This is a genomic window from Methylobacterium sp. 13MFTsu3.1M2 (genome assembly GCF_900112625.1).
Taxonomy (GTDB): Bacteria; Pseudomonadota; Alphaproteobacteria; order Rhizobiales; family Beijerinckiaceae; genus Methylobacterium.
Genome location: NZ_FOMM01000013.1, coordinates 52,223 through 68,600, shown reverse-complemented (window position 1 = coordinate 68,600; position 16,378 = coordinate 52,223). Strand labels below are relative to the sequence as shown.

At 71.4% G+C, this 16,378-nt stretch carries 23 protein-coding genes and 1 other RNA gene; 10 read left to right on the top strand and 14 right to left on the bottom strand.

Annotated features, from left to right (window positions below):
* Positions 1 to 22: 22 nt before the first annotated feature.
* On the bottom strand, positions 23 to 472 hold the full coding sequence (locus tag BM314_RS14110) for a hypothetical protein (protein WP_091978520.1): 450 nt from the start codon (positions 470 to 472) through the stop codon (positions 23 to 25).
* A 792-nt stretch (positions 473 to 1,264) separates the two neighbouring features.
* Here BM314_RS14110 and chrA point away from each other — a divergent pair.
* Positions 1,265 to 2,440, top strand: a complete 1,176-nt coding sequence (gene chrA, locus BM314_RS14100; protein ID WP_091978519.1) for a chromate efflux transporter — start codon at positions 1,265 to 1,267, stop codon at positions 2,438 to 2,440.
* Positions 2,441 to 2,793: 353 nt separating this feature from the next.
* Here the strand turns inward: chrA and BM314_RS30180 are convergent, their stop codons facing one another.
* On the bottom strand, positions 2,794 to 2,997 hold the full coding sequence (locus BM314_RS30180; protein WP_128083351.1) for a hypothetical protein: 204 nt from the start codon (positions 2,995 to 2,997) through the stop codon (positions 2,794 to 2,796).
* 410 nt (positions 2,998 to 3,407) lie between these two features.
* Between BM314_RS30180 and BM314_RS14095 the strand changes: the two genes are divergently transcribed.
* A complete protein-coding gene (locus tag BM314_RS14095) occupies positions 3,408 to 4,847 on the top strand; it encodes an 8'-apo-carotenoid 13,14-cleaving dioxygenase (protein ID WP_091978518.1) in 1,440 nt (479 codons plus the stop codon).
* Between the two features lie 41 nt (positions 4,848 to 4,888).
* Here BM314_RS14095 and BM314_RS14090 read toward each other — a convergent pair whose 3' ends face one another.
* Positions 4,889 to 5,524 (bottom strand): class I SAM-dependent methyltransferase, encoded by a 636-nt coding sequence (locus BM314_RS14090; RefSeq protein ID WP_091978517.1) that lies wholly within the window; start codon positions 5,522 to 5,524, stop codon positions 4,889 to 4,891.
* 550 nt (positions 5,525 to 6,074) lie between these two features.
* Here BM314_RS14090 and BM314_RS14085 point away from each other — a divergent pair.
* From BM314_RS14085 to BM314_RS14055, 7 genes are all read left to right on the top strand, one after another.
* Positions 6,075 to 6,284, top strand: a complete 210-nt coding sequence (locus tag BM314_RS14085; RefSeq protein WP_012329763.1) for a cold-shock protein — start codon at positions 6,075 to 6,077, stop codon at positions 6,282 to 6,284.
* A 108-nt stretch (positions 6,285 to 6,392) separates the two neighbouring features.
* On the top strand, positions 6,393 to 6,755 hold the full coding sequence (locus BM314_RS14080) for a DUF6481 family protein (protein WP_043712997.1): 363 nt from the start codon (positions 6,393 to 6,395) through the stop codon (positions 6,753 to 6,755).
* A gap of 54 nt (positions 6,756 to 6,809) precedes the next feature.
* Complete coding sequence (locus tag BM314_RS14075) at positions 6,810 to 7,004, top strand: hypothetical protein (protein WP_020094878.1); 195 nt, start codon at positions 6,810 to 6,812, stop codon at positions 7,002 to 7,004.
* A gap of 112 nt (positions 7,005 to 7,116) precedes the next feature.
* The gene (locus BM314_RS14070; RefSeq protein WP_020094879.1) at positions 7,117 to 7,392 is read left to right on the top strand and encodes a hypothetical protein; all 276 of its coding nucleotides are present in this window, start codon (positions 7,117 to 7,119) and stop codon (positions 7,390 to 7,392) included.
* A gap of 196 nt (positions 7,393 to 7,588) precedes the next feature.
* Positions 7,589 to 7,807: a hypothetical protein gene (locus BM314_RS14065; RefSeq protein WP_056530514.1), complete on the top strand. Its 219-nt coding sequence runs from the start codon at positions 7,589 to 7,591 to the stop codon at positions 7,805 to 7,807.
* Positions 7,808 to 8,185: 378 nt separating this feature from the next.
* Entirely contained in the window at positions 8,186 to 8,581 is a 396-nt protein-coding gene (locus tag BM314_RS14060) for a hypothetical protein (RefSeq protein WP_091978516.1), read from the top strand.
* A 203-nt stretch (positions 8,582 to 8,784) separates the two neighbouring features.
* On the top strand, positions 8,785 to 9,153 hold the full coding sequence (locus tag BM314_RS14055) for a hypothetical protein (RefSeq protein ID WP_020094882.1): 369 nt from the start codon (positions 8,785 to 8,787) through the stop codon (positions 9,151 to 9,153).
* 73 nt (positions 9,154 to 9,226) lie between these two features.
* On the opposite strand, the gene BM314_RS14050 is transcribed toward BM314_RS14055, so the two are convergent.
* The 9 genes from BM314_RS14050 to BM314_RS14015 form a co-directional block, all read right to left on the bottom strand.
* Positions 9,227 to 9,511 (bottom strand): hypothetical protein, encoded by a 285-nt coding sequence (locus BM314_RS14050; RefSeq protein WP_020094883.1) that lies wholly within the window; start codon positions 9,509 to 9,511, stop codon positions 9,227 to 9,229.
* Positions 9,511 to 9,720 carry a hypothetical protein gene (locus BM314_RS14045; protein WP_020094884.1) on the bottom strand — a complete coding sequence of 70 codons (210 nt, stop codon included), beginning with the start codon at positions 9,718 to 9,720 and terminating at the stop codon, positions 9,511 to 9,513. Before BM314_RS14045 ends, BM314_RS14050 begins: the two co-directional genes overlap by 1 nt.
* Positions 9,721 to 9,786: 66 nt before the next feature.
* Positions 9,787 to 9,918, bottom strand: a complete 132-nt coding sequence (locus BM314_RS31280; RefSeq protein WP_267965807.1) for a hypothetical protein — start codon at positions 9,916 to 9,918, stop codon at positions 9,787 to 9,789.
* 43 nt (positions 9,919 to 9,961) lie between these two features.
* Entirely contained in the window at positions 9,962 to 10,240 is a 279-nt protein-coding gene (locus BM314_RS14040; protein ID WP_091681675.1) for a hypothetical protein, read from the bottom strand.
* Between the two features lie 278 nt (positions 10,241 to 10,518).
* Positions 10,519 to 11,775, bottom strand: a complete 1,257-nt coding sequence (locus tag BM314_RS14035; RefSeq protein ID WP_091978515.1) for an extracellular catalytic domain type 1 short-chain-length polyhydroxyalkanoate depolymerase — start codon at positions 11,773 to 11,775, stop codon at positions 10,519 to 10,521.
* A 72-nt stretch (positions 11,776 to 11,847) separates the two neighbouring features.
* The gene (locus tag BM314_RS14030; protein WP_020094887.1) at positions 11,848 to 12,267 is read right to left on the bottom strand and encodes a CopG family transcriptional regulator; all 420 of its coding nucleotides are present in this window, start codon (positions 12,265 to 12,267) and stop codon (positions 11,848 to 11,850) included.
* A 229-nt stretch (positions 12,268 to 12,496) separates the two neighbouring features.
* Entirely contained in the window at positions 12,497 to 13,144 is a 648-nt protein-coding gene (locus BM314_RS14025; protein ID WP_244539936.1) for a hypothetical protein, read from the bottom strand.
* A 195-nt stretch (positions 13,145 to 13,339) separates the two neighbouring features.
* On the bottom strand, positions 13,340 to 13,561 hold the full coding sequence (locus tag BM314_RS14020) for a hypothetical protein (protein WP_056530534.1): 222 nt from the start codon (positions 13,559 to 13,561) through the stop codon (positions 13,340 to 13,342).
* Between the two features lie 104 nt (positions 13,562 to 13,665).
* The gene (locus BM314_RS14015) at positions 13,666 to 14,490 is read right to left on the bottom strand and encodes a cobalamin B12-binding domain-containing protein (RefSeq protein WP_020094890.1); all 825 of its coding nucleotides are present in this window, start codon (positions 14,488 to 14,490) and stop codon (positions 13,666 to 13,668) included.
* 389 nt (positions 14,491 to 14,879) lie between these two features.
* Between BM314_RS14015 and BM314_RS14010 the strand changes: the two genes are divergently transcribed.
* A complete protein-coding gene (locus tag BM314_RS14010) occupies positions 14,880 to 15,110 on the top strand; it encodes a DUF6894 family protein (protein WP_020094891.1) in 231 nt (76 codons plus the stop codon).
* Positions 15,111 to 15,505: 395 nt separating this feature from the next.
* Here the strand turns inward: BM314_RS14010 and BM314_RS14005 are convergent, their stop codons facing one another.
* Positions 15,506 to 15,799 carry a hypothetical protein gene (locus BM314_RS14005; protein ID WP_056530538.1) on the bottom strand — a complete coding sequence of 98 codons (294 nt, stop codon included), beginning with the start codon at positions 15,797 to 15,799 and terminating at the stop codon, positions 15,506 to 15,508.
* Positions 15,800 to 15,883: 84 nt separating this feature from the next.
* Positions 15,884 to 16,256, bottom strand: a transfer-messenger RNA (tmRNA) gene (gene ssrA, locus BM314_RS14000).
* Positions 16,257 to 16,378: the final 122 nt, after the last annotated feature.

The window sequence follows — 16,378 nt, the reverse complement described above, 5'->3', positions numbered from 1 at the left end:
CGCGCCTCGGGCGCGCCTCATCTCACGCGCGGGTTCGTGGGGGCTCGGGCAGGGCCTCGGGGCCGAGGCCGGTGCGGCCGGCGACGTCGCCCGGGACCAGCGTGACGGCGCCGAACAGGTCCGGCGACAGGCCAGGGGGCCCCCCGAGGACGCCGGTGGCGCAGCAGGCCATCGTCCCGCAGCAGCGGGTCTCGCGGCCCGGACGACAGCACCCGTCCTCGGTCGGCTCGACGCGCGCCGCCGCGACGGTGGCGCGGGCGACCTTGGACCATGCCGGCGCCGCCGACCGGGCGGCGGGCGTCACCGGCACGGACGCGGCGACCGGGGCGACCGCCTGCGGCTGCGCCGCGGCCATGCGGTGGCCGTGGTGGGCATGGCCCTCGTGGGCCTGGGCGGCGGACGGCGCGACGTAGGCGACGATCGCGAGGATCATCGCCGCCATCAGGCGCAGGATCTGCCGGTCCGGGCTCATGGGTACGGGATTACACCGGTTCTGGCGGCGGGACCATGTCCGCGGCCGGGACGTGGATGCCGACGTGAGATTCCGGTCGCTGCGGCGTCCCCTGGGGCCGCCGCGAGCAGGGGCTCGGCCGGGAAGCCGGCCGCGGTGACGCGCTTCGTCGCCAGGTCGACCTCTATGTCGACCTCGATCCGGGCGCCGGGCGCGACGGCCTGCACGGCGCGGGTCACGGACCCGGCGCAGCCGCCGCGCCCCGTCTTCCCGACCTCGAAGCGGACCATGTGGCTCTCCTCCCGACGGTGTCCGGACGAGATGGGGCTTCCCACCGTTGGAAGGTCAAGGCCCGAGATCTGCCCAGCTTCGCGCCCATCGCAGGCCGGGCCTCGTCCGGTGCCATCCCGCCCGGCCGGGATGGTATCCTGCGCCGGTCGTCCCGCGCCCGGCCTCGCCGGCCTCGAGCGGAGCGGATCAGTCCCGCGAACGCCCCAGGGCCGCTCCGCCTGTTCGCGAGGGCGTGACGGACGCGCTCCCGGCACGCCCGCCTGCGAACCGCGGAAACCGGTTGGGTCATCCTGGTGCGCCTGCTGGTAGGCCGGGTGGTAAGCTTGGTAATACGCCCGGCGGTGTTCTTCCCGGACGGCATCCGGACGCGGCTCGACCCCGAGGTGCCCGGTGCCGGTCGTTGGACGCCAGCCACGCCCGCCCCTTCGCGACACGCCCGGACCCAGGCCGCCCATGACCGACGCCTCATCGTCCGCTGAGCCCGGGCGGCCCGAGTCCGCGTCCGCACGCGCGCCCGGTTCCGTGGGAGAGGTCTTCCGCGCCTTCCTCAAGCTCGGATTGACCGCGTTCGGCGGCCCCATCGCGCACCTGGGCTACTTCCGCGACGAGCTGGTCACCCGGCGCCGGTGGCTGGACGAGCGCGGCTATGCCGACCTGGTGGCGCTGTGTCAGTTCCTGCCCGGGCCCGCCTCCAGCCAGGTCGGGTTCTCGCTCGGCGTGCTCCGCGGCGGCGGCCTCCTGGGCGGGCTCGCCGCCTGGGCGGGGTTCACGCTGCCCTCGGCCCTGCTGCTCCTGGCCTTCGCCTACGGCGCCGCGGCCCTGTCGGGTCCGGTCGCCGACGGCGTGATCCACGGTCTCAAGCTCGTCGCCGTGGCGGTCGTCGCGCAGGCGGTCTGGGGGATGGCCCGCTCCCTGGCACCGGACCGGCCGCGCGCCGGCATCGCGGTGGCGGCCCTGTTCCTCACGGTGTTCGTCGCGGGCTCGGTCGGGCAGCTCGACGCCATCGCCCTCGGTGCCCTCGCCGGGCTCGTCCTCTGCCGGGCGCCACCGCAGGCGCAGGCGGGGCACCTCGCGGTCCCGGTGTCCCGGCGGGCCGGCGCCGCGGCGCTGGTCGCCTTCGCCCTGCTCCTCGTCGTGCCCCATCTGCTCGTCGCCGGCCTGCCATCCCAGGGCCTGGCGCTGTTCGACGCCTTCTACCGCTCCGGCTCCCTGGTGTTCGGCGGCGGCCACGTGGTGCTGCCGCTGCTGCAGGCCGAGGTGGTCGCGCCGGGCTGGGTCGGCCCCGGCACCTTCCTCGCGGGGTACGGCGCCGCCCAGGCCGTGCCCGGCCCGCTGTTCACGTTCGCGGCCTACCTCGGCGCGGTCGCGGGGCCGTCGCCCCACGGCGTGGTCGGCGCGGCCATCGCGTTGGTCGCGATCTTCCTGCCGGGCGTGCTCCTGGTCTACGGCACGCTGCCCTATTGGGACGCGTTCCGGACGCGTCCGCTGGCCCAGGCTGCGATGCGCGGGACCAACGCGGCGGTGGTCGGAATCCTCGGTTCCGCGCTCTACGATCCCGTCTGGAGCAGCGCGGTCGGCAACCCGCGCGATTTCGCCGTGGCCGTGCTGGCGTTCGTGCTGCTGACGGTCGGTCGGGTGGCGCCGTGGATCGTCGTCGCGCTCACGGCCCTGGGCGGTGTCGCCCTCGCCTCGCTCTGACCGGAGCCGCCCTGACCCGATCGGCCCGCTCGACCCGGCCGACCTGAACCCGACCGACCTGGACCCGACCGACTTGGACCCGTCCTGGCCGGTGCGAGCGGGAGGATCGGCTTCGACCGAGGGAGCCGGACATGCGGCGCGGTCGGAAGACGAGCGCGGAGCAGGCGGTGCTGACGCTGCGCCGGATCGCGGTGCGGAACGGAACTGCCCCGTCCCCGTCGCGGAGCTTCGCTTCGGCTGCGCGCCCAGACCGGCGGCATCGCCGGCGGCAGCGGCATCGGCCCCGGCCGCGACGGGCGGGCCCTGTGGGCCTGGAATGCGTCACAGGGCCCGCCACCTTCGAGGCGCCTCGGCTACGGCTTGTTGGCGGGAGCCGGGTTCGTCGTCGTGGCCGGAGGCGCAGGGTTCGCCGGCGCCGTGCCGGCGGGAGGCGGAGGCGGCGGGGGGGTCTCGGCCTTCTTCTCGTCCTTGCAGGCCGTGAGCGCGAGCAAGCCGACGAGCGGCAGCAGATAGCGAATTCGCATGAGCGTTCCTCCTGTCTGGGCGATGTAGGCCATGAGGAACGTCACCCGGCCGCTGTTCGATCCAGCGCGCCGCGAGCCCGGCCCCTCGGACGATGCCGATTCATCGCGGGTCGCGGCGAGGCACGGCCACCGGCCCGATCCCGCGGGCCGGCAGGTCGGAACGACGCGGAGCGGGCATCGCGAGAGCCGGCCTCGGGTCGGGAACGGGCGCGGCGGCAACGTCCGCGACCCTGGATCACCGCGCGGAGGCGGACCGTCGCGAGACCACCCGCATGCGTCACGCGCGCCGCCTCCGGTCGCAGCGGCATCCGGCAGCGCGCCGCCTCACCGCTTTCGGCTATACTGCGCCGTGAAGCGCGTGCGGCGGCCTCCCATGGCGAGGACCCGGACGGCCTCGCGTCGATGTCGCTCCTGCCCGCCGCCCCATCCTGGAAGCGCTGCCGATGCCGAATCGAGTCCAGTCGGCCTTCCGCGCGGCCGCCGAGTTCGGCGTCGGCCTGGTGGCGGCCTGCAACCGGCTGCGGCTGCCCAGGGCGGCGAATCCCTTCGTCGTCGGTGTCCACGCGCCGATGCGCGCGGAGCTGACGCTGGAGAACCTGCCGGTCACCGGGACGATCCCGCCCGGCCTCGACGGCCTCTATCTCAAGATGGGGGCGAACCCCGTCCGCGCGGCGACGCGGGGCCACGACTGGTTCCTCGGCGACGGCATGGTGCACGGTCTCGCGCTCGAGGGCGGCAGGGCGCTGTGGTATCGCAACCGCTGGATCGGCTCGCGCACGGCCGCCGCGGCGCTCGAGCGGCCCGCGGCGCCCGGTCCGCGGCGGGGCGGCAACGACACCGTCAACACCAACGTCGTCGCGATCGGCGACCGGATCTTCGCGGTGGTGGAGGCCGGCAGCTTCCCGGTCGAACTCTCGCCCACCCTGGAGGCGCAGCGCTACAACCCGTTCGACGGGACGCTGGCCGGCTCCTTCAGCGGGCACCCGCACCGCGACCCGCTGACCGGCGAGACGCACGCCGTCGCGTACGACGGCCGCGTCTGGGACAGCGTGCGCCACGTCGTCCTCGCCCCGAGCGGGCGGGTCGTGCGCGATGTGCCGGTCGCGGTCGGGCACGGTCCCTGCATCCACGATTGCGCGATCACAGCGCGCTTCGTGATCGTGCTGGACCTGCCGGTCACGTTCTCGTTCCGGGCCCTGCTCGCCGGGTACCGCTTCCCGTTCCGCTGGAACCCCGGCCACGGGGCCCGTGTCGGCCTCCTCCCGCGTCAGGGCGACGGCGCCGACATCGTCTGGTGCGCCGTCGAGCCCTGCTTCGTGTTCCACACCGCCAACGCCTACGACGACGCGGACGGGCGGGTGATCCTCGATGTCGTCGCCTACGGGACGGTGTTCGCCTCGGCCGGCGGCGGGCTCGACGCGCCGGGCCGGCTCGAGCGCTGGATCATCGACCCGTCGACGGGTCGGGTCGAGCGGCGCGTGATCGACGCGGCGGCGCAGGAATTCCCCCGCATCGATGAGCGGCGCCTCGGGCAGCGCCACCGCTACGTCTACACGGTCAGCGTGCCGGCCGACGGCAACACGCAGCTCGCCGGTGCGACGCAGCTCTACAAGCACGACCTCGAGACGGGCGCGCGCCACGTGCACGACTTCGGTCCCGGTCACGTTCCGGGGGAGTTCGTCTTCGTGCCGGCGCGGACCGGGGCCGATGAGGACGAGGGCTGGCTCGTCGGGCTCGTGATCGACACCGCCGGCGACGTGACCGACTTCACCGTCCTCGACGCGCGGGCGTTCGACGCCCCTCCCCTCGCCCGGATCCGCCTCGGGCACCGGATCCCCCCGGGCTTCCACGGCAACTGGTTCCCGGCGCGCGCGCCGGCCTGAGAGACCGGGCGCGGTCCCGGTGACGGCCGAATCCGGACCGATCAGGCCGCGGCGGTCCAGCCGACCACCGCCGTCACGGGGTCACCGGGACCTCCCGCGGGCTTGAGGACGCGCCGCTCGACGCGGGCGAAGCCGGCGCGCTGGAGGTACAGGCCGACGAGCTGGGCATGTCCCCCACCGTCGAGGGCACTCCAGATGGCCACGGCCTTGGTCGGGAAGCAGCGGTTCGAGAAGCTGATCACCGCCGGGGCACCGGGGCGCAGCACGCGCGCGACCTCGGACAGGACGGAGACGGGGCGCTGGAGATACTGGACCGAGACGCAGATCAGCGCGGCGTCGACGCAGGCCGTGTCGAGCGGCAGGCGCGGCTCGGCGTTGAGGTCCTGCACGAAATGCCGGGTCAGGCGCGGGTTGGCGGCGAGTTCGGCGGCGTTCAGGCCGTGACCGGTGACGCTGGCATACGCGACCTCGTCCGGCAGGTGGCTGACCCAGCTCGACATCAGGTCGAGGACGTCGCCGCCCGCCGGCACGATCGCCCTGTAGAGGTCGGTGACCGCCGCGACCGCGGCGGCATCGATATGGGTCACGAAGCGCGGTTGCGCGTAGAAGGCGGGATCGGGATCGCGGTCGTGCTTGGCGAACGCCTCCGAGGGAAAGTCCGGCAGATCCTGGGTCATCGTAGCGCGCTTCCGGATCTGACGGCGCGCCGGCTCCGAGAGACTGCGCGCGAACCGTGGATTGCGTGCGCGTGTAGAGAGAGCCGGGACGCCCCGCGGCCAGGTGTCCACGTCGCCGCATCCGCGCCGTGGCGCGGACGGCATCACGGGTCGGAGCCGACATTGCCGCCGCTTGTCCGCCCCGCTGGCGCGGCCCTCCTCATCACGCGCGACCGGCCGTCGACACTGCCGGAGGTCGGGCGGCCGAACGCGGGACCGCACGGGAACCGGCAAGCCGCTTCGTCCGAGCCGTTCACGGGAAACGCCACGCGAAGTTTCAGGATAAATAATCGCCGCACAAATCGGCGTGAAACGCGCAATTTCTCAATGTACTTGTCATCGACACGTCGATGGCGTACAGATATGAAATCGATTTTTGGCCAGGTATCCGGCCGTATCGCCTCAACAGGGCGAGCGTTCTGCATCTCTCCCATTTTCGACATCCGGCGACCGGGCGCGTGTGATCCATGCGCCCGCCCTATCTATTTGCCTTCACTGACATGGAATACCTATGACCATCGGCACCGTTAAATGGTTCAACGACACCAAGGGCTTCGGCTTCATCCAGCCGGATGACGGCGGCAAGGACGTGTTCGTCCACATCTCGGCCGTCGAGCGCGCCGGCATGCAAGGCCTGAACGAGGGCCAGAAGGTCTCCTACGAGATGGAGACCGACCGGAGGACCGGCAAGCAGTCGGCCGGCAGCCTTCAGGCGGCCTGAGTCTCACGCGTCCACTCGTGACGCGCTTCGAAGCCGTTCCTACCGCGGAGCGGCTTCATCCATGTCTCGCCACCGGGGGCTGACGTCCGGTGCGCCCACGGAGAGTTCGTGAAGCCTTTGAAAACCGATCACCTCGTCGATCGTCTCGCGGAGACGGCCAGAGCGCGGCAGGCCACACTGGCCCGGTTCCGGGCACGCCCGGCGGCCGATGATCCGGTCGTCCTCGCGCGGCAAGCCGCGCGGCGCGCGGTCGTCCAGGCCCGGGACCTGCGGGCGACCGAACGGGAAGCCGTTCGTCTGGCCGCCGAGATCGAGCGTGAGGCTGAGGTCCAGGCCGCGCAGGCCCGCGCCGAGGCCGAGTCAGACCGTCTGGCCGCCGAGAAGGCGGAGCAGCAGGTTGCCCGCGCCGCCGAACAGAAGGCGGCACGCGACGCGCGATTCGCGGCCCGCAAGGCGCGTGCACGTCGCTAGCACGCCGCTAGGTCGAACCCAGCCCGCGCGCGCCATCACTCCGGAGGACGACCCATGTCTCACAAGTTCAAGATCGGCCAGCATGTCCGGCAGCTGGGGATCAGCTACGCTGGCAGTAAGAGCACCGTCGACGGCCTCTTCGAGGTGGTCCGCCTGACGCCGGACGATCGTTCCGGCGAGCCGACTTACCGCATCAAGTCCGCGAGCGGCGAGCGCGCCGTGCGGGAAGGCGAACTCACGCCCGCCTGAACCGTCTCGGGCGCGCGGGGGACGACGCGACGTCCCGTGACGCGCATCCGCCATAGTGCAACGGCCCGGCGGAAGGCCTCCGGATGGACCGAGATCGAGGCCTTTGCGATCCATGACGACGACGAAGGACATCCACCCGGCCGATGCGGCGATGATCGAACCCAATCAGACGGCTTTCATCCTCAAGGTGACGCGGCCCGACGACGCGGAGCTGTCGGGCCGATTGGTCATGTTCTACGCCGCGATTACCACCTCGGAGGACGAGGCGCTGGCCATCGTGCGCCGCGCGGTGAAAGCCGATGCGGAGGTCGAGCCGACGGGCGTCCGCCTCTCTCAGCAGACCGCCAGCGCACTCGATCTGGAAGCGGGCCTCGCGCGGGCGCTCTGACACGACGGCCCCCTGGCCCGGCCACACCGCGGGATCGCGCGGAGAAGCCGAAGTGCGACCCTCGTAACCCACGAGGTCTTCCAGCCGCGCCGATCCCCCGAGCCGATCTGCGGCCGCGACCGGGGTCACGGCCGCGTTGGACCTCCGGGCAGGACAGCGCGTTGTGGCAGGCGGCGGTGAGCGGAGGACGTCTGCCATGAACATCGAACGCTTCGCGGAAACTGAGACGACGCTCGCCGTCGCGGACCGCCTCTGGCGCGCCGAGATGCGTCGCGTCTTCGGACCCGATGCGGTCCTGCTCCACGGCTTCGGCGCGGAGCGTCAGGGCGCACCGGGCACGCGGTTGCGCACGGCCTTCGAGGCGAGACGGAGCGCGATCGCGGCGTGGCGGCACGCGCGGCGCCCGGCCGCCTGAGCCACCCGCCTGCGGGATCGGGCGCCGCTTGGCACGGCCCGTCGTCGAAGCGCCCGGCACGCGCCGGGAAGACGCCGTTCCTGGCGCGCAGCACCCGCCGCCCTCTCGGTCCGGCCCGATCGCGGAGCGGCATCCCGGAGGGGGACGTGAACAGCGGCCGCCGACACGGTATGAGGGCGATGCGGCTCCGCGGGCTGTGCAGCGACCGACGGTTGCGCAGCCCCCTCACCTCTCCGAGATCAGCACCATCGCCGCCGCACGACGGCAATCGAGGACAGACCGATCGCAAGCGAAGCACGAGCCCGCGGCGTCCCGAGCCGGGATGCCCCGCGCGTTCCCGAGCGCACCGTCCCCGGCCGGTCATGCGGTTCCTGCACGATGTGCTGCCGTGCTCTGGCGATCCCTGCCCTCGACAAGCCGGCAGGGATCGTGTGCCGGCACAACACCGGAACGGGCTGCGGGATCTACAGCGAACGCCCGGAGGCCTGTGCCCGGTGGTACTGCCTCTGGCGCAAGATCGACGTCCTGCCCGACGCGCTCAGGCCCGATCGATCGGGCGTGATGTTCTCACTGGATATCCGCTCGCCCGCGGCCGATGTGGCGGATGCGGTCTGCATCGTCGGGCGTGCAGTCGAGGGCGTGCACGCCTTCGACCGGCCGGACGTGATCGAGGCGTTCGCCATGTTCGTGCGCGAGGGCTCCTGGCCCGTGTGGCAGGCGACCGAACACGACACGACCCTGGTGCATCCGGGTCCGCAGATTTCTCCGCCGTGACCGTCGGCTGTGCGGGCACGGCCGGGTGCCGGGACGCGCGACGACTCGGTGGGCGCGCGGCGTCCGGCCCCCGTCCCGGCATACCGCGGCGGTAGGCCGGGGCTCCTAATTGTCTCCGAAGTCGTATTTTTAAGATCAGGGCGCGACGCGATGTGCTATGTATCCGCACGGGCACGCATTCGCCGCCCGCTCAGGAGATTCCGATGACCATCGTCCGGTGGCTGATCTCCAGAACGATCCAGTTTTTTCTTGGCAGCGCGCAGGAGCGCAGGTCCGATGCGATCGCCAAGCGAAAGGAAGCCGGGACCTTCGAGGGGGCATCGGCGAGCAAGGGCCGGGATTTCGAAGCCAACTACGCCGCGGCAGCTCAGCTCCTCAGAACGCGGATCGATCGGGAATTCCCCGACGCCTACTACGCGCGGCTGAGTTCCGGGAGAAACAGCTCCTACGATTACGGGCAGGATCGCGCGCTCGCCATCGACACCATGTCGATCGCCATAGCGATGGCGTTGCGGAACGGCGCCACCGTTCCGCAGGCGGCCGCGGCCGGGGCGGCGAGTATCGGCATCTGACGGGAGGCGCGGGACATTCGTGCCTCGGAGGACCGGGTCGCGCTTCCGCGGTCGCTCGGCCAGCGGCGGCGCGTCACGCCGTCGTGGCACCGGCCATGTCGCGGGTCCGCTCGATCATCGCGAGGAGGACCGTGTGAAAGGCTTCCTGCTCGCGCGAGCGGGAGCCCGCCCGCGTCGCGCACGCGAGTTCGGCACGGAGCCCGTCGAGGGCCGCCGCGCGTCGCTCCGCACCGTCTTCACGCAGGACGAGTCGCAGCAGGATATCTTGGGCGGCCGCGAGATCGGCCGGGTCCGCCCGGACGATGAGCGCTCCCAGAGCCTCCAAGCACGTCTCACGATCAGTCATGCGCACATCCATCAGGGAGCGAGCGGCAGAGACGACGTCGGCATCAGGCCCTCGACGCGCAGCTTCAATCGAGTGGCCCTGATCGTCTCGATGGAGCGCCACGAAATATTCCGGGCCAGGCCCTCGGTTTCCAGATCCGTGAGCTGATCGATCAGCCGCCCGCTCTCGAGGAGGCCGGGTCGCTGCGCCATACGGACGACCAACCTGGTCAGCTTTCGCATCACCGGGCACGGCCGGGGTTGGCCGGGCTCTACCACGTGGCTTGGCCGTGACGCGCGAACATCGCGTCAGACCTTCCGGGGCGGCTTCGTGGCCGCCGCGACGGAGCCCTTGACGGAGGGCGCCGACGCGTTGGTCTTGGGCACAGACTTCTTCGGCTTCTTGGCTTCGCGATTTCCGCGCTTCTGTTCCGCTGCCATGATCTCGCTCCTGGATACGGTGACAGCCCCGACGACGTCGTCCTCACCGTTCGGGCGTCGGCTGGTCTGGAAGCAACCGGATCGCGGTCGCGACCGGTGTCTCGAACAGGCCGAAGACGGCAACGAGGCGGTCGCTTGCCCAGAGTTCGGCATGATGCCCCGCGATCAGACCCGCTGCCTGCCGCTTGGCGTCGCCGTCGTTGCGCGCTGTGATGACGCAAGTCGTGAGCACGCCACCGGTCGGGGCGAGCCGGTGGACCTGATAGGCGCGGCGCGCGTGTCGTGAGCGCGGCTTGGCGGGAAACGTGATGAGGTCTGCCACGCGCGCCTGTCCGTTGCAGGCGGGGGCATGGACCCTCAGCCACCGGAGCCTGGATCAACCGATCCGGTGATGGCAACACTCTGCGCTCTCACGGCCGACAAAGATAGCCCTGACCGGACGGGCGTCGCGCCCGGCGCGCGACGCGGCGGGCCCGCTCGAGACCTGCGCCCAGCGCCCGTTGGATGATCGGGACGGACGCGAGCGCGCCGACCGGTTGCGATCGAAGCGGTCTGTCCCGTGATCCGGCCGGGCCGATGCGGCCGACCGGCCGGCAACATTCAGGGTCTGGCACCGGCGGCACGCGCGTGCTCCAGGAAGAAGCGGATCATCTCCTGGCTCGCGTCCGGTCCGCGCGGGTCGGTGAACGAGCCGGCCAGGCTGCCGCCCGACCATGCGTGCCCGGCTCCGTGCAGAACCCACTGCTCCACGATGGCGCGGCCGGACGCGTCCGAACGGACGGTGCGGGTGTAGTCCACCCCGTCCGGTGTCCGGCCCCGGGTCACCGCTGTGCGGAGTTCCGGGTCCGACGGCCCCTGCGCGGCCACGCGATCGCCGTTGGCCGCGTGCACCGTGCGGTCGCGGTCGCCGTGGAACACGATCAGCGGCACGGCGTGGCGTTGTCCCGTCGCGCGCGCGCCGTCCCCCTTCATGGCCGCGAAGGCCGAGGGCACGTCCCGCGCGGAGCCGCAGGCCAGGCCGGAATGGACGCCGATCGCCGCGAACAGGTCGGGGTAGGTCATCGCCAGGATCGCGGCGGCGGCCCCGCCTGCCGACAGGCCGGCCGCGTAGACCCGCCTGTCATCGGCCGAGAACTCCGCGATCACCTGCCGGACGATGCCGGCGATCAGGGCGGGCTCGCCGCCCTCCCGCTGCTGGTCGCCGGGCTCGTACCAGTTCCAGCACCGCTGCATGTTGGCCGAGCGCGGCTGCTCCGGATAGACCACCAGGACGCTGCGCGCCTCCGCGACCGCGTTCATCCGCGTGCCTGCGGCGAAGTCGTCCGGGTTCTGCGTGCAGCCGTGCAGCATCACCACGACGGGCAGGGCCTGGCCGGTGTAGCCGCTCGGTACGTAGACCTTGTAGTTTCGGGTCCCGGCCGCGCCGGTGAACGTGCGGGCCTCGAAGCGTGCCCCCTCCGGAAGCCGGGGCGCGGCCGGCGTCGCGCCGTCCCGCCCGTCGCGATCCGTGCCGATGCCGGCCTTCGCCAGCGCCTCCTGGACGGTGCGCATCACGGTGCCGGCGATGTCGCCCGCGGATCCGGCGTGGGGATGCTGGCCCGGACGTCCTCCGGCCGTCTCCGGCGCGACCCAGGCTTCGCCGGGAGCGGAGGGCGCGACCATGTCGAGGATGTCGGCCGCGTCCGCGCTCGGCGCACCCGTCCCGGCGGCGCTCCGGGCCGCCCCCGACCACAGCCTGAAGGCTGCGGCCTGGCGCTCCTGAAGCCTGGCCATCGCCTCCGCGGCGCGGGCGGCACGGGCCGGGTCGACCTTCGGGAACGCGAAGCGCGTGAAGGCGGTCTTCGTGGCGTGATCCATCGGACGGGTCCTGGCTGAGCGGGAAGCGGGCGCGGCGGGGTCCGGCCGCGTCGGCGGGGAGAGGTGGCGCCGTCAGGCCGTCCGGTCGGCGAGCGCCGCCTTGACGGCGGGACTGGCCTGGAAGGCGCCGAGCACCTCGACCGAGGCGATGGCGGCGCGCGCCAGTTCGGGCGTGACGTCGAGGGCGATGCTGGCCAGCCCGAGCACCTGGATGTGCAGCGGCGCGCCCGCGTCGCGCGCCGCCTCGAGCGCCTGCTTCGTGTAGTGCGACAGGCCGAGGCTGAGCTGCTTCCGGCTGACCGATTGCCTGACGGCCTCGCCCTGGCGCTCGATCTGATTGCGCACGGCGGTGCGGATGAAATCGGCACGGTTGGCGTAGAAGCCGTCGCGCACCATCAGGTCGATGTGGCCGAGGTCGACGAAACCGAGGTTGAGCGTGATCTTCTCGCTGTCCGGCAGCCTGGGTCGCAGATCGTGCACCTTGTCGGCCATGTGAACCATCCATACGCCATCCGGTTGGATGGTCCAGAGATGGTGTGCAGATACGGCGGCGCAAGGGTTGCCGGTGACGACTCCAATCCGAGGGGCCGATCGCGACGTCTTCGAGGATGCGCGGAACTGCCTCGAGGACAGGAACAGCGCCGCGTCGGATCGAACCGCGGCAGGGCGCGGCCCTGCTAGGTCTCGCCACGAGAAATCGATTCCGGACCCGGTCGGGTCGTCAGCTTTGAGGCCGGCGCGCGGTCGGTGCGGCCTCGTCCCATTCGCGATCCTGCTCCGCCAGCAGAGCGGCGCGACGGGCCGCCGCGCTCGCGGCGTCGCACGACGGTGCCGCCCGGGCCTCCTCCAGGGGACGCGAAGGCACCGGATCGGACGCGCGAGCGAGGCGGGTGAGCGTGGCGACGACGTGGTCCACGTCACCGGATGTCACGGCGCCTGTCCGGAGGAGCCCGAGACGCGAACACGTGGCGATGTCCGCACAGGATGCGTCCGCGAAGCGGAGCGCCGCGATCTGACCCGCCGCGAGGGGCAGGCATCCGGCCGGCAGCCCGCGCAGCCGGCCGAGCCGCCGCGCCCGCGTGGCCTCGGGTGTGTGCATCTCCCGCGCGCCCGGGAGCCAGCGCGCCAGCACGTCGAGGATGAAGTGCCGGACGCGCTCGACGCGGATGGGACCGAACTTCCTGATCGTGGCGATCGCGACCGGTGAAGACTGGGCCAGATGACCGAGATCCGGGAATCCGGCCTTCCGCAGGCGGGCGCGCAGGGACGCCGTCAGCAGGCCGCGCCCGAAGCCCTCGGCCGACAGACGCCGGATCGTGTCCGGGGACAGGTCGTCGAAGAGGGGAAGGCGGGCGCCGACCTCGGCCATGAGGCTGTCGGACCAGACGGCACGGAGGGATCGGTCGGGCATCATCGCGGCCGATAGGGCACTTGCCGGGTGTCCGCAACGAACCGTCACCGCGGGCCCGAGGGACGGGTGCTGAACGGACCGTCGGACGCGGCATCGCTGGTCGCTCGCGACCGGCCCTGCCCCGCGCGTCGCCGCGGAAACCGTCCGATCAGACTACGATCTCACCGCGGTCAGTTCCTGGAGAGCGCAGTCGATCGCCCGGATGATCTGCTCGCTGGTTCGAACTACGTCAGCGTCTCGCGATAGAGCAACGACCGCTTGCTGCAACGCCCGAAACTGATCGAGCCGGATGGCCGGATCGAGACCGCGCGCGACGGCCGACTGTACGAGGCCGCGGACGAATTCACGCGCCAATTGCTCGTCGAACTCGTGCAAATTCTGGATCTCTGCCTCTCAACCGCGACACGTCTAACACCGTCCGGATGAGAAGGGATCCGCGCAGCAGCGAGTCGCCGAATCCGGCGCCTGGCCGCACGGCGTCATCGCGCGAGGGTGGCCTCCGCGATCCGGACGGCCGATTGCGCGTCCGCGGCGACGGCGTCCGCGCCGACGACACGGGCGCTGGCAGGCTCCCGCACGAAGAGCGGCCCGCCGACGATGACGCGCAGGTCCGGGTTGCACGACGCGGCGCGCAGTTTCGCCACGGACACCGCCATCACCGGCAGGAGGATGTCGCAGGACAGCGAGATGCCGACCAGATCGAACTGTTCGGCGCGGACCAAGCTGGCGGGGTCCTCGTCCGCTCCGTTGGTCAGGACCACGTCCCACCCCGCCTCGCGGAAGAAGCTCGCCACGAGCGCGAGGCTGAAGAGATGGGTCTCACCGGGACAGGGCATCAGCAGGACGCGGCGACCGTTCGCCGTCACGTCCACGCCCTCCAGATCCGCACACAGGGCGCGGGTCAGGTTCTGGAGGCGACCGAGCGCGAGCGCCACGTCGAGGAAGTCGGCGGCATCGTCTTCCCAGAGCTCGCCCAGATACCGTGCTGCGGGTGCGAACAGGTCGAGCAGCAGGGCATCCAGCGACAAGCCCTCTTCCAGGAGCGCGCGCACCCACTCGGCGTGCGGTTCGCCCTCCATCAGCGCTTGAGCGAGAGAGGCGACGCGCTCAGGCGTCGGTGATCGCGTCGTTGACGCGGGCGACGGCGGATCCGCCCGATGCGCGAGCGCCAGACGCGGCAGGATCTCGTCCTCGACGATCCGGGCGAGACCGGCCTGGATGATGGCCGAGTTGCGTTTGGCCGCTCCGTGAACGGACCAAGTCCGTCGGTCGACGCGGGCGCGCGCGACACCGATACCGGCCATTTCAGGCATTGGCTCCCCCGCCGACGCGGCACTATATGTTTTGTATCGGCACTAGGCAACTCGATTAGCGAACTATAATTCCGATCGCGGACGGATGATTTTGGCTACAGCCTGACGGAACTCACGCGCGCCGCGACCGGTGCGGGCTGTATAGGTCGGTACCGGCACAGAACTGCCGCCTCGGATGACGGTTCCCGTCAATCCGGCACGGCGGACAGGGCGCTCCGGAGCGAACGATCTCTTCACCGAGAGAGCCGGTCGTTCCGCGCCGCGGCGATTGATCCAGGTGAGTGCCCGCGCGCCGCGTTTGTGCGAGCGTAGACGATTGTGGGCTCGGCGGCCGGTGACCGCGTGATGCGCGCTGCTATGTCCAGTCGGCGGAGAGCCCGATGCCGCGATATTTCATCGTCACATCCGATCACATCACGGTCAAGGACGACGAAGGCGTGCAACTTTCCGGTCGGGACGCACTGCGCGACACCCTTCGTCGGCTGCTGACCGACATCCTGCGCGATGAGGGCTATCGCACCGAGGTGAACGCGTTCACCGCTCAAGCCTACGACGAAGCGGGCAAGCTCGTGATGAGCGCGAGCGCCAGCTTCTCGGCGACAGATGTGTAGGTTGCAGCCTGTCCGTCGCCGAGGCGCGCGGGCGCTCCGTGGCCGCGGAGGCAGATCGGGTTCTCGCTGATCGACGGTGCGGCGGGTACAAGATCAGGGATGACGGAAGGCCTGCCGCGCTCGGCTGGTTTGACCAGCGGTCGCACCGGCATTCCCGGGCGAAGTGCGCGGGCCCCTCGCCGCGGCGGTTCCACTCTTCCCTGCTCCTCCCCGGCGAGAAAGAACCTGAAGACCTGTCGCCCCGATTCCCTTGTCCTCGGCCGGGATCGCGGTCTCAACATTCCCGAGACGGAGCTTAGCCCAGGAAGATGGCGAGCAGTTCGCCGGGGACTGTCGCCGTGCGCGGACCGCCTGGAAGGGCCCGCGCCCGGCGGCAGGCACATCCACGGAGTGCCTCAGTCCCGCGCCGCCTCGACGCTGGCGCGATCGACCACGGCGCGCAGCGCCTCACCGCCCTCCATGGCGAACCAGGCCCGCAACATGTCCGTCGTCTCCGGCGTGTCGCCGGGCCGCTCGCGGAACAGGTCGGCGCAGCGAGCCAGCTCGCGCGCCACGAAGATCTCCAGGAAGGCCGCACCGCGGGTTCTCGCGAGTTCGGCGAGAGCGTCCTCCAAGACGCGCCGCATCATCTCGCCGACCATGGCCGAGATGTAGACGGCCTCCGCGCTGCCCTGTTCGGGCTCGTTCAAGCAAGTCTCCGATCTGCCCGGACGCGACCCCGAACTGAACAACGGGCAGACGATAAAGGCGGGTCCCGAGGCCGAAGCCTCGGGTTCTGTTGCTAGGCGTACCCACGCCCCGGAAGATTACGCCGCGAGGCGCATCTCCATGCCGACGTTGTCGTTGGCATTTAGAGTTTTGGTCAGGTGCCCGGAACGAGGGTTGCCCGCGCCGAGCCGGTCGAGTCCTTACCGAAAGCCGCATCTTACCCTGCCGAGGCAGGGCAGAACTCGCGATCCCTTTACCGCCCAGTCGAACCTGTTTCACCCCCAGCAGAAGCACCCTGGCAGCGCGCGATCCGCAACGCCGGACGCTCGCCCTCGTCCCCGCGCGGTATCCGGGGCAAGATGCTTCTGGTGGAGGCGCCGGGTACCGCCCCCGGGTCCTGAAGCGTTATTACGAACCGGTCATCAACCTCGCGGCCACCGTAACCCATCCCGGCCCGCCGGTCCATCGCGTGCACGCAGCGATCCTGGCCGGACATCGGTGGCGCCGCGGCCGCCGCGTGCCCATATGCGTGCGATCCCTCCGCGCAATCCCGTGCTCTG

What these genes read in the sequence shown, in the direction of transcription:
- BM314_RS14090 (WP_091978517.1), bottom strand. Translation starts at nt 5,524, where the DNA reads ATGACCCAGGATCTGCCGGACTTTCCCTCGGAGGCGTTCGCCAAGCAC.
- BM314_RS14085 (WP_012329763.1), top strand. Translation starts at nt 6,075, where the DNA reads ATGACCATCGGCACCGTTAAATGGTTCAACGACACCAAGGGCTTCGGC.
- BM314_RS14045 (WP_020094884.1), bottom strand. Translation starts at nt 9,720, where the DNA reads ATGCGAAAGCTGACCAGGTTGGTCGTCCGTATGGCGCAGCGACCCGGC.
- BM314_RS14035 (WP_091978515.1), bottom strand. Translation starts at nt 11,775, where the DNA reads ATGGATCACGCCACGAAGACCGCCTTCACGCGCTTCGCGTTCCCGAAG.
- BM314_RS14025 (WP_244539936.1), bottom strand. Translation starts at nt 13,144, where the DNA reads ATGGCCGAGGTCGGCGCCCGCCTTCCCCTCTTCGACGACCTGTCCCCG.
- BM314_RS14050 (WP_020094883.1), bottom strand. Translation starts at nt 9,511, where the DNA reads ATGGATGTGCGCATGACTGATCGTGAGACGTGCTTGGAGGCTCTGGGA.
- BM314_RS31280 (WP_267965807.1), bottom strand. Translation starts at nt 9,918, where the DNA reads ATGGCAGCGGAACAGAAGCGCGGAAATCGCGAAGCCAAGAAGCCGAAG.
- BM314_RS14010 (WP_020094891.1), top strand. Translation starts at nt 14,880, where the DNA reads ATGCCGCGATATTTCATCGTCACATCCGATCACATCACGGTCAAGGAC.
- BM314_RS14055 (WP_020094882.1), top strand. Translation starts at nt 8,785, where the DNA reads ATGACCATCGTCCGGTGGCTGATCTCCAGAACGATCCAGTTTTTTCTT.
- BM314_RS14070 (WP_020094879.1), top strand. Translation starts at nt 7,117, where the DNA reads ATGACGACGACGAAGGACATCCACCCGGCCGATGCGGCGATGATCGAA.
- BM314_RS14075 (WP_020094878.1), top strand. Translation starts at nt 6,810, where the DNA reads ATGTCTCACAAGTTCAAGATCGGCCAGCATGTCCGGCAGCTGGGGATC.
- BM314_RS14015 (WP_020094890.1), bottom strand. Translation starts at nt 14,490, where the DNA reads ATGGCCGGTATCGGTGTCGCGCGCGCCCGCGTCGACCGACGGACTTGG.
- BM314_RS14095 (WP_091978518.1), top strand. Translation starts at nt 3,408, where the DNA reads ATGCCGAATCGAGTCCAGTCGGCCTTCCGCGCGGCCGCCGAGTTCGGC.
- BM314_RS14110 (WP_091978520.1), bottom strand. Translation starts at nt 472, where the DNA reads ATGAGCCCGGACCGGCAGATCCTGCGCCTGATGGCGGCGATGATCCTC.
- BM314_RS14060 (WP_091978516.1), top strand. Translation starts at nt 8,186, where the DNA reads ATGTGCTGCCGTGCTCTGGCGATCCCTGCCCTCGACAAGCCGGCAGGG.
- BM314_RS30180 (WP_128083351.1), bottom strand. Translation starts at nt 2,997, where the DNA reads ATGGCCTACATCGCCCAGACAGGAGGAACGCTCATGCGAATTCGCTAT.
- BM314_RS14065 (WP_056530514.1), top strand. Translation starts at nt 7,589, where the DNA reads ATGAACATCGAACGCTTCGCGGAAACTGAGACGACGCTCGCCGTCGCG.
- BM314_RS14030 (WP_020094887.1), bottom strand. Translation starts at nt 12,267, where the DNA reads ATGGCCGACAAGGTGCACGATCTGCGACCCAGGCTGCCGGACAGCGAG.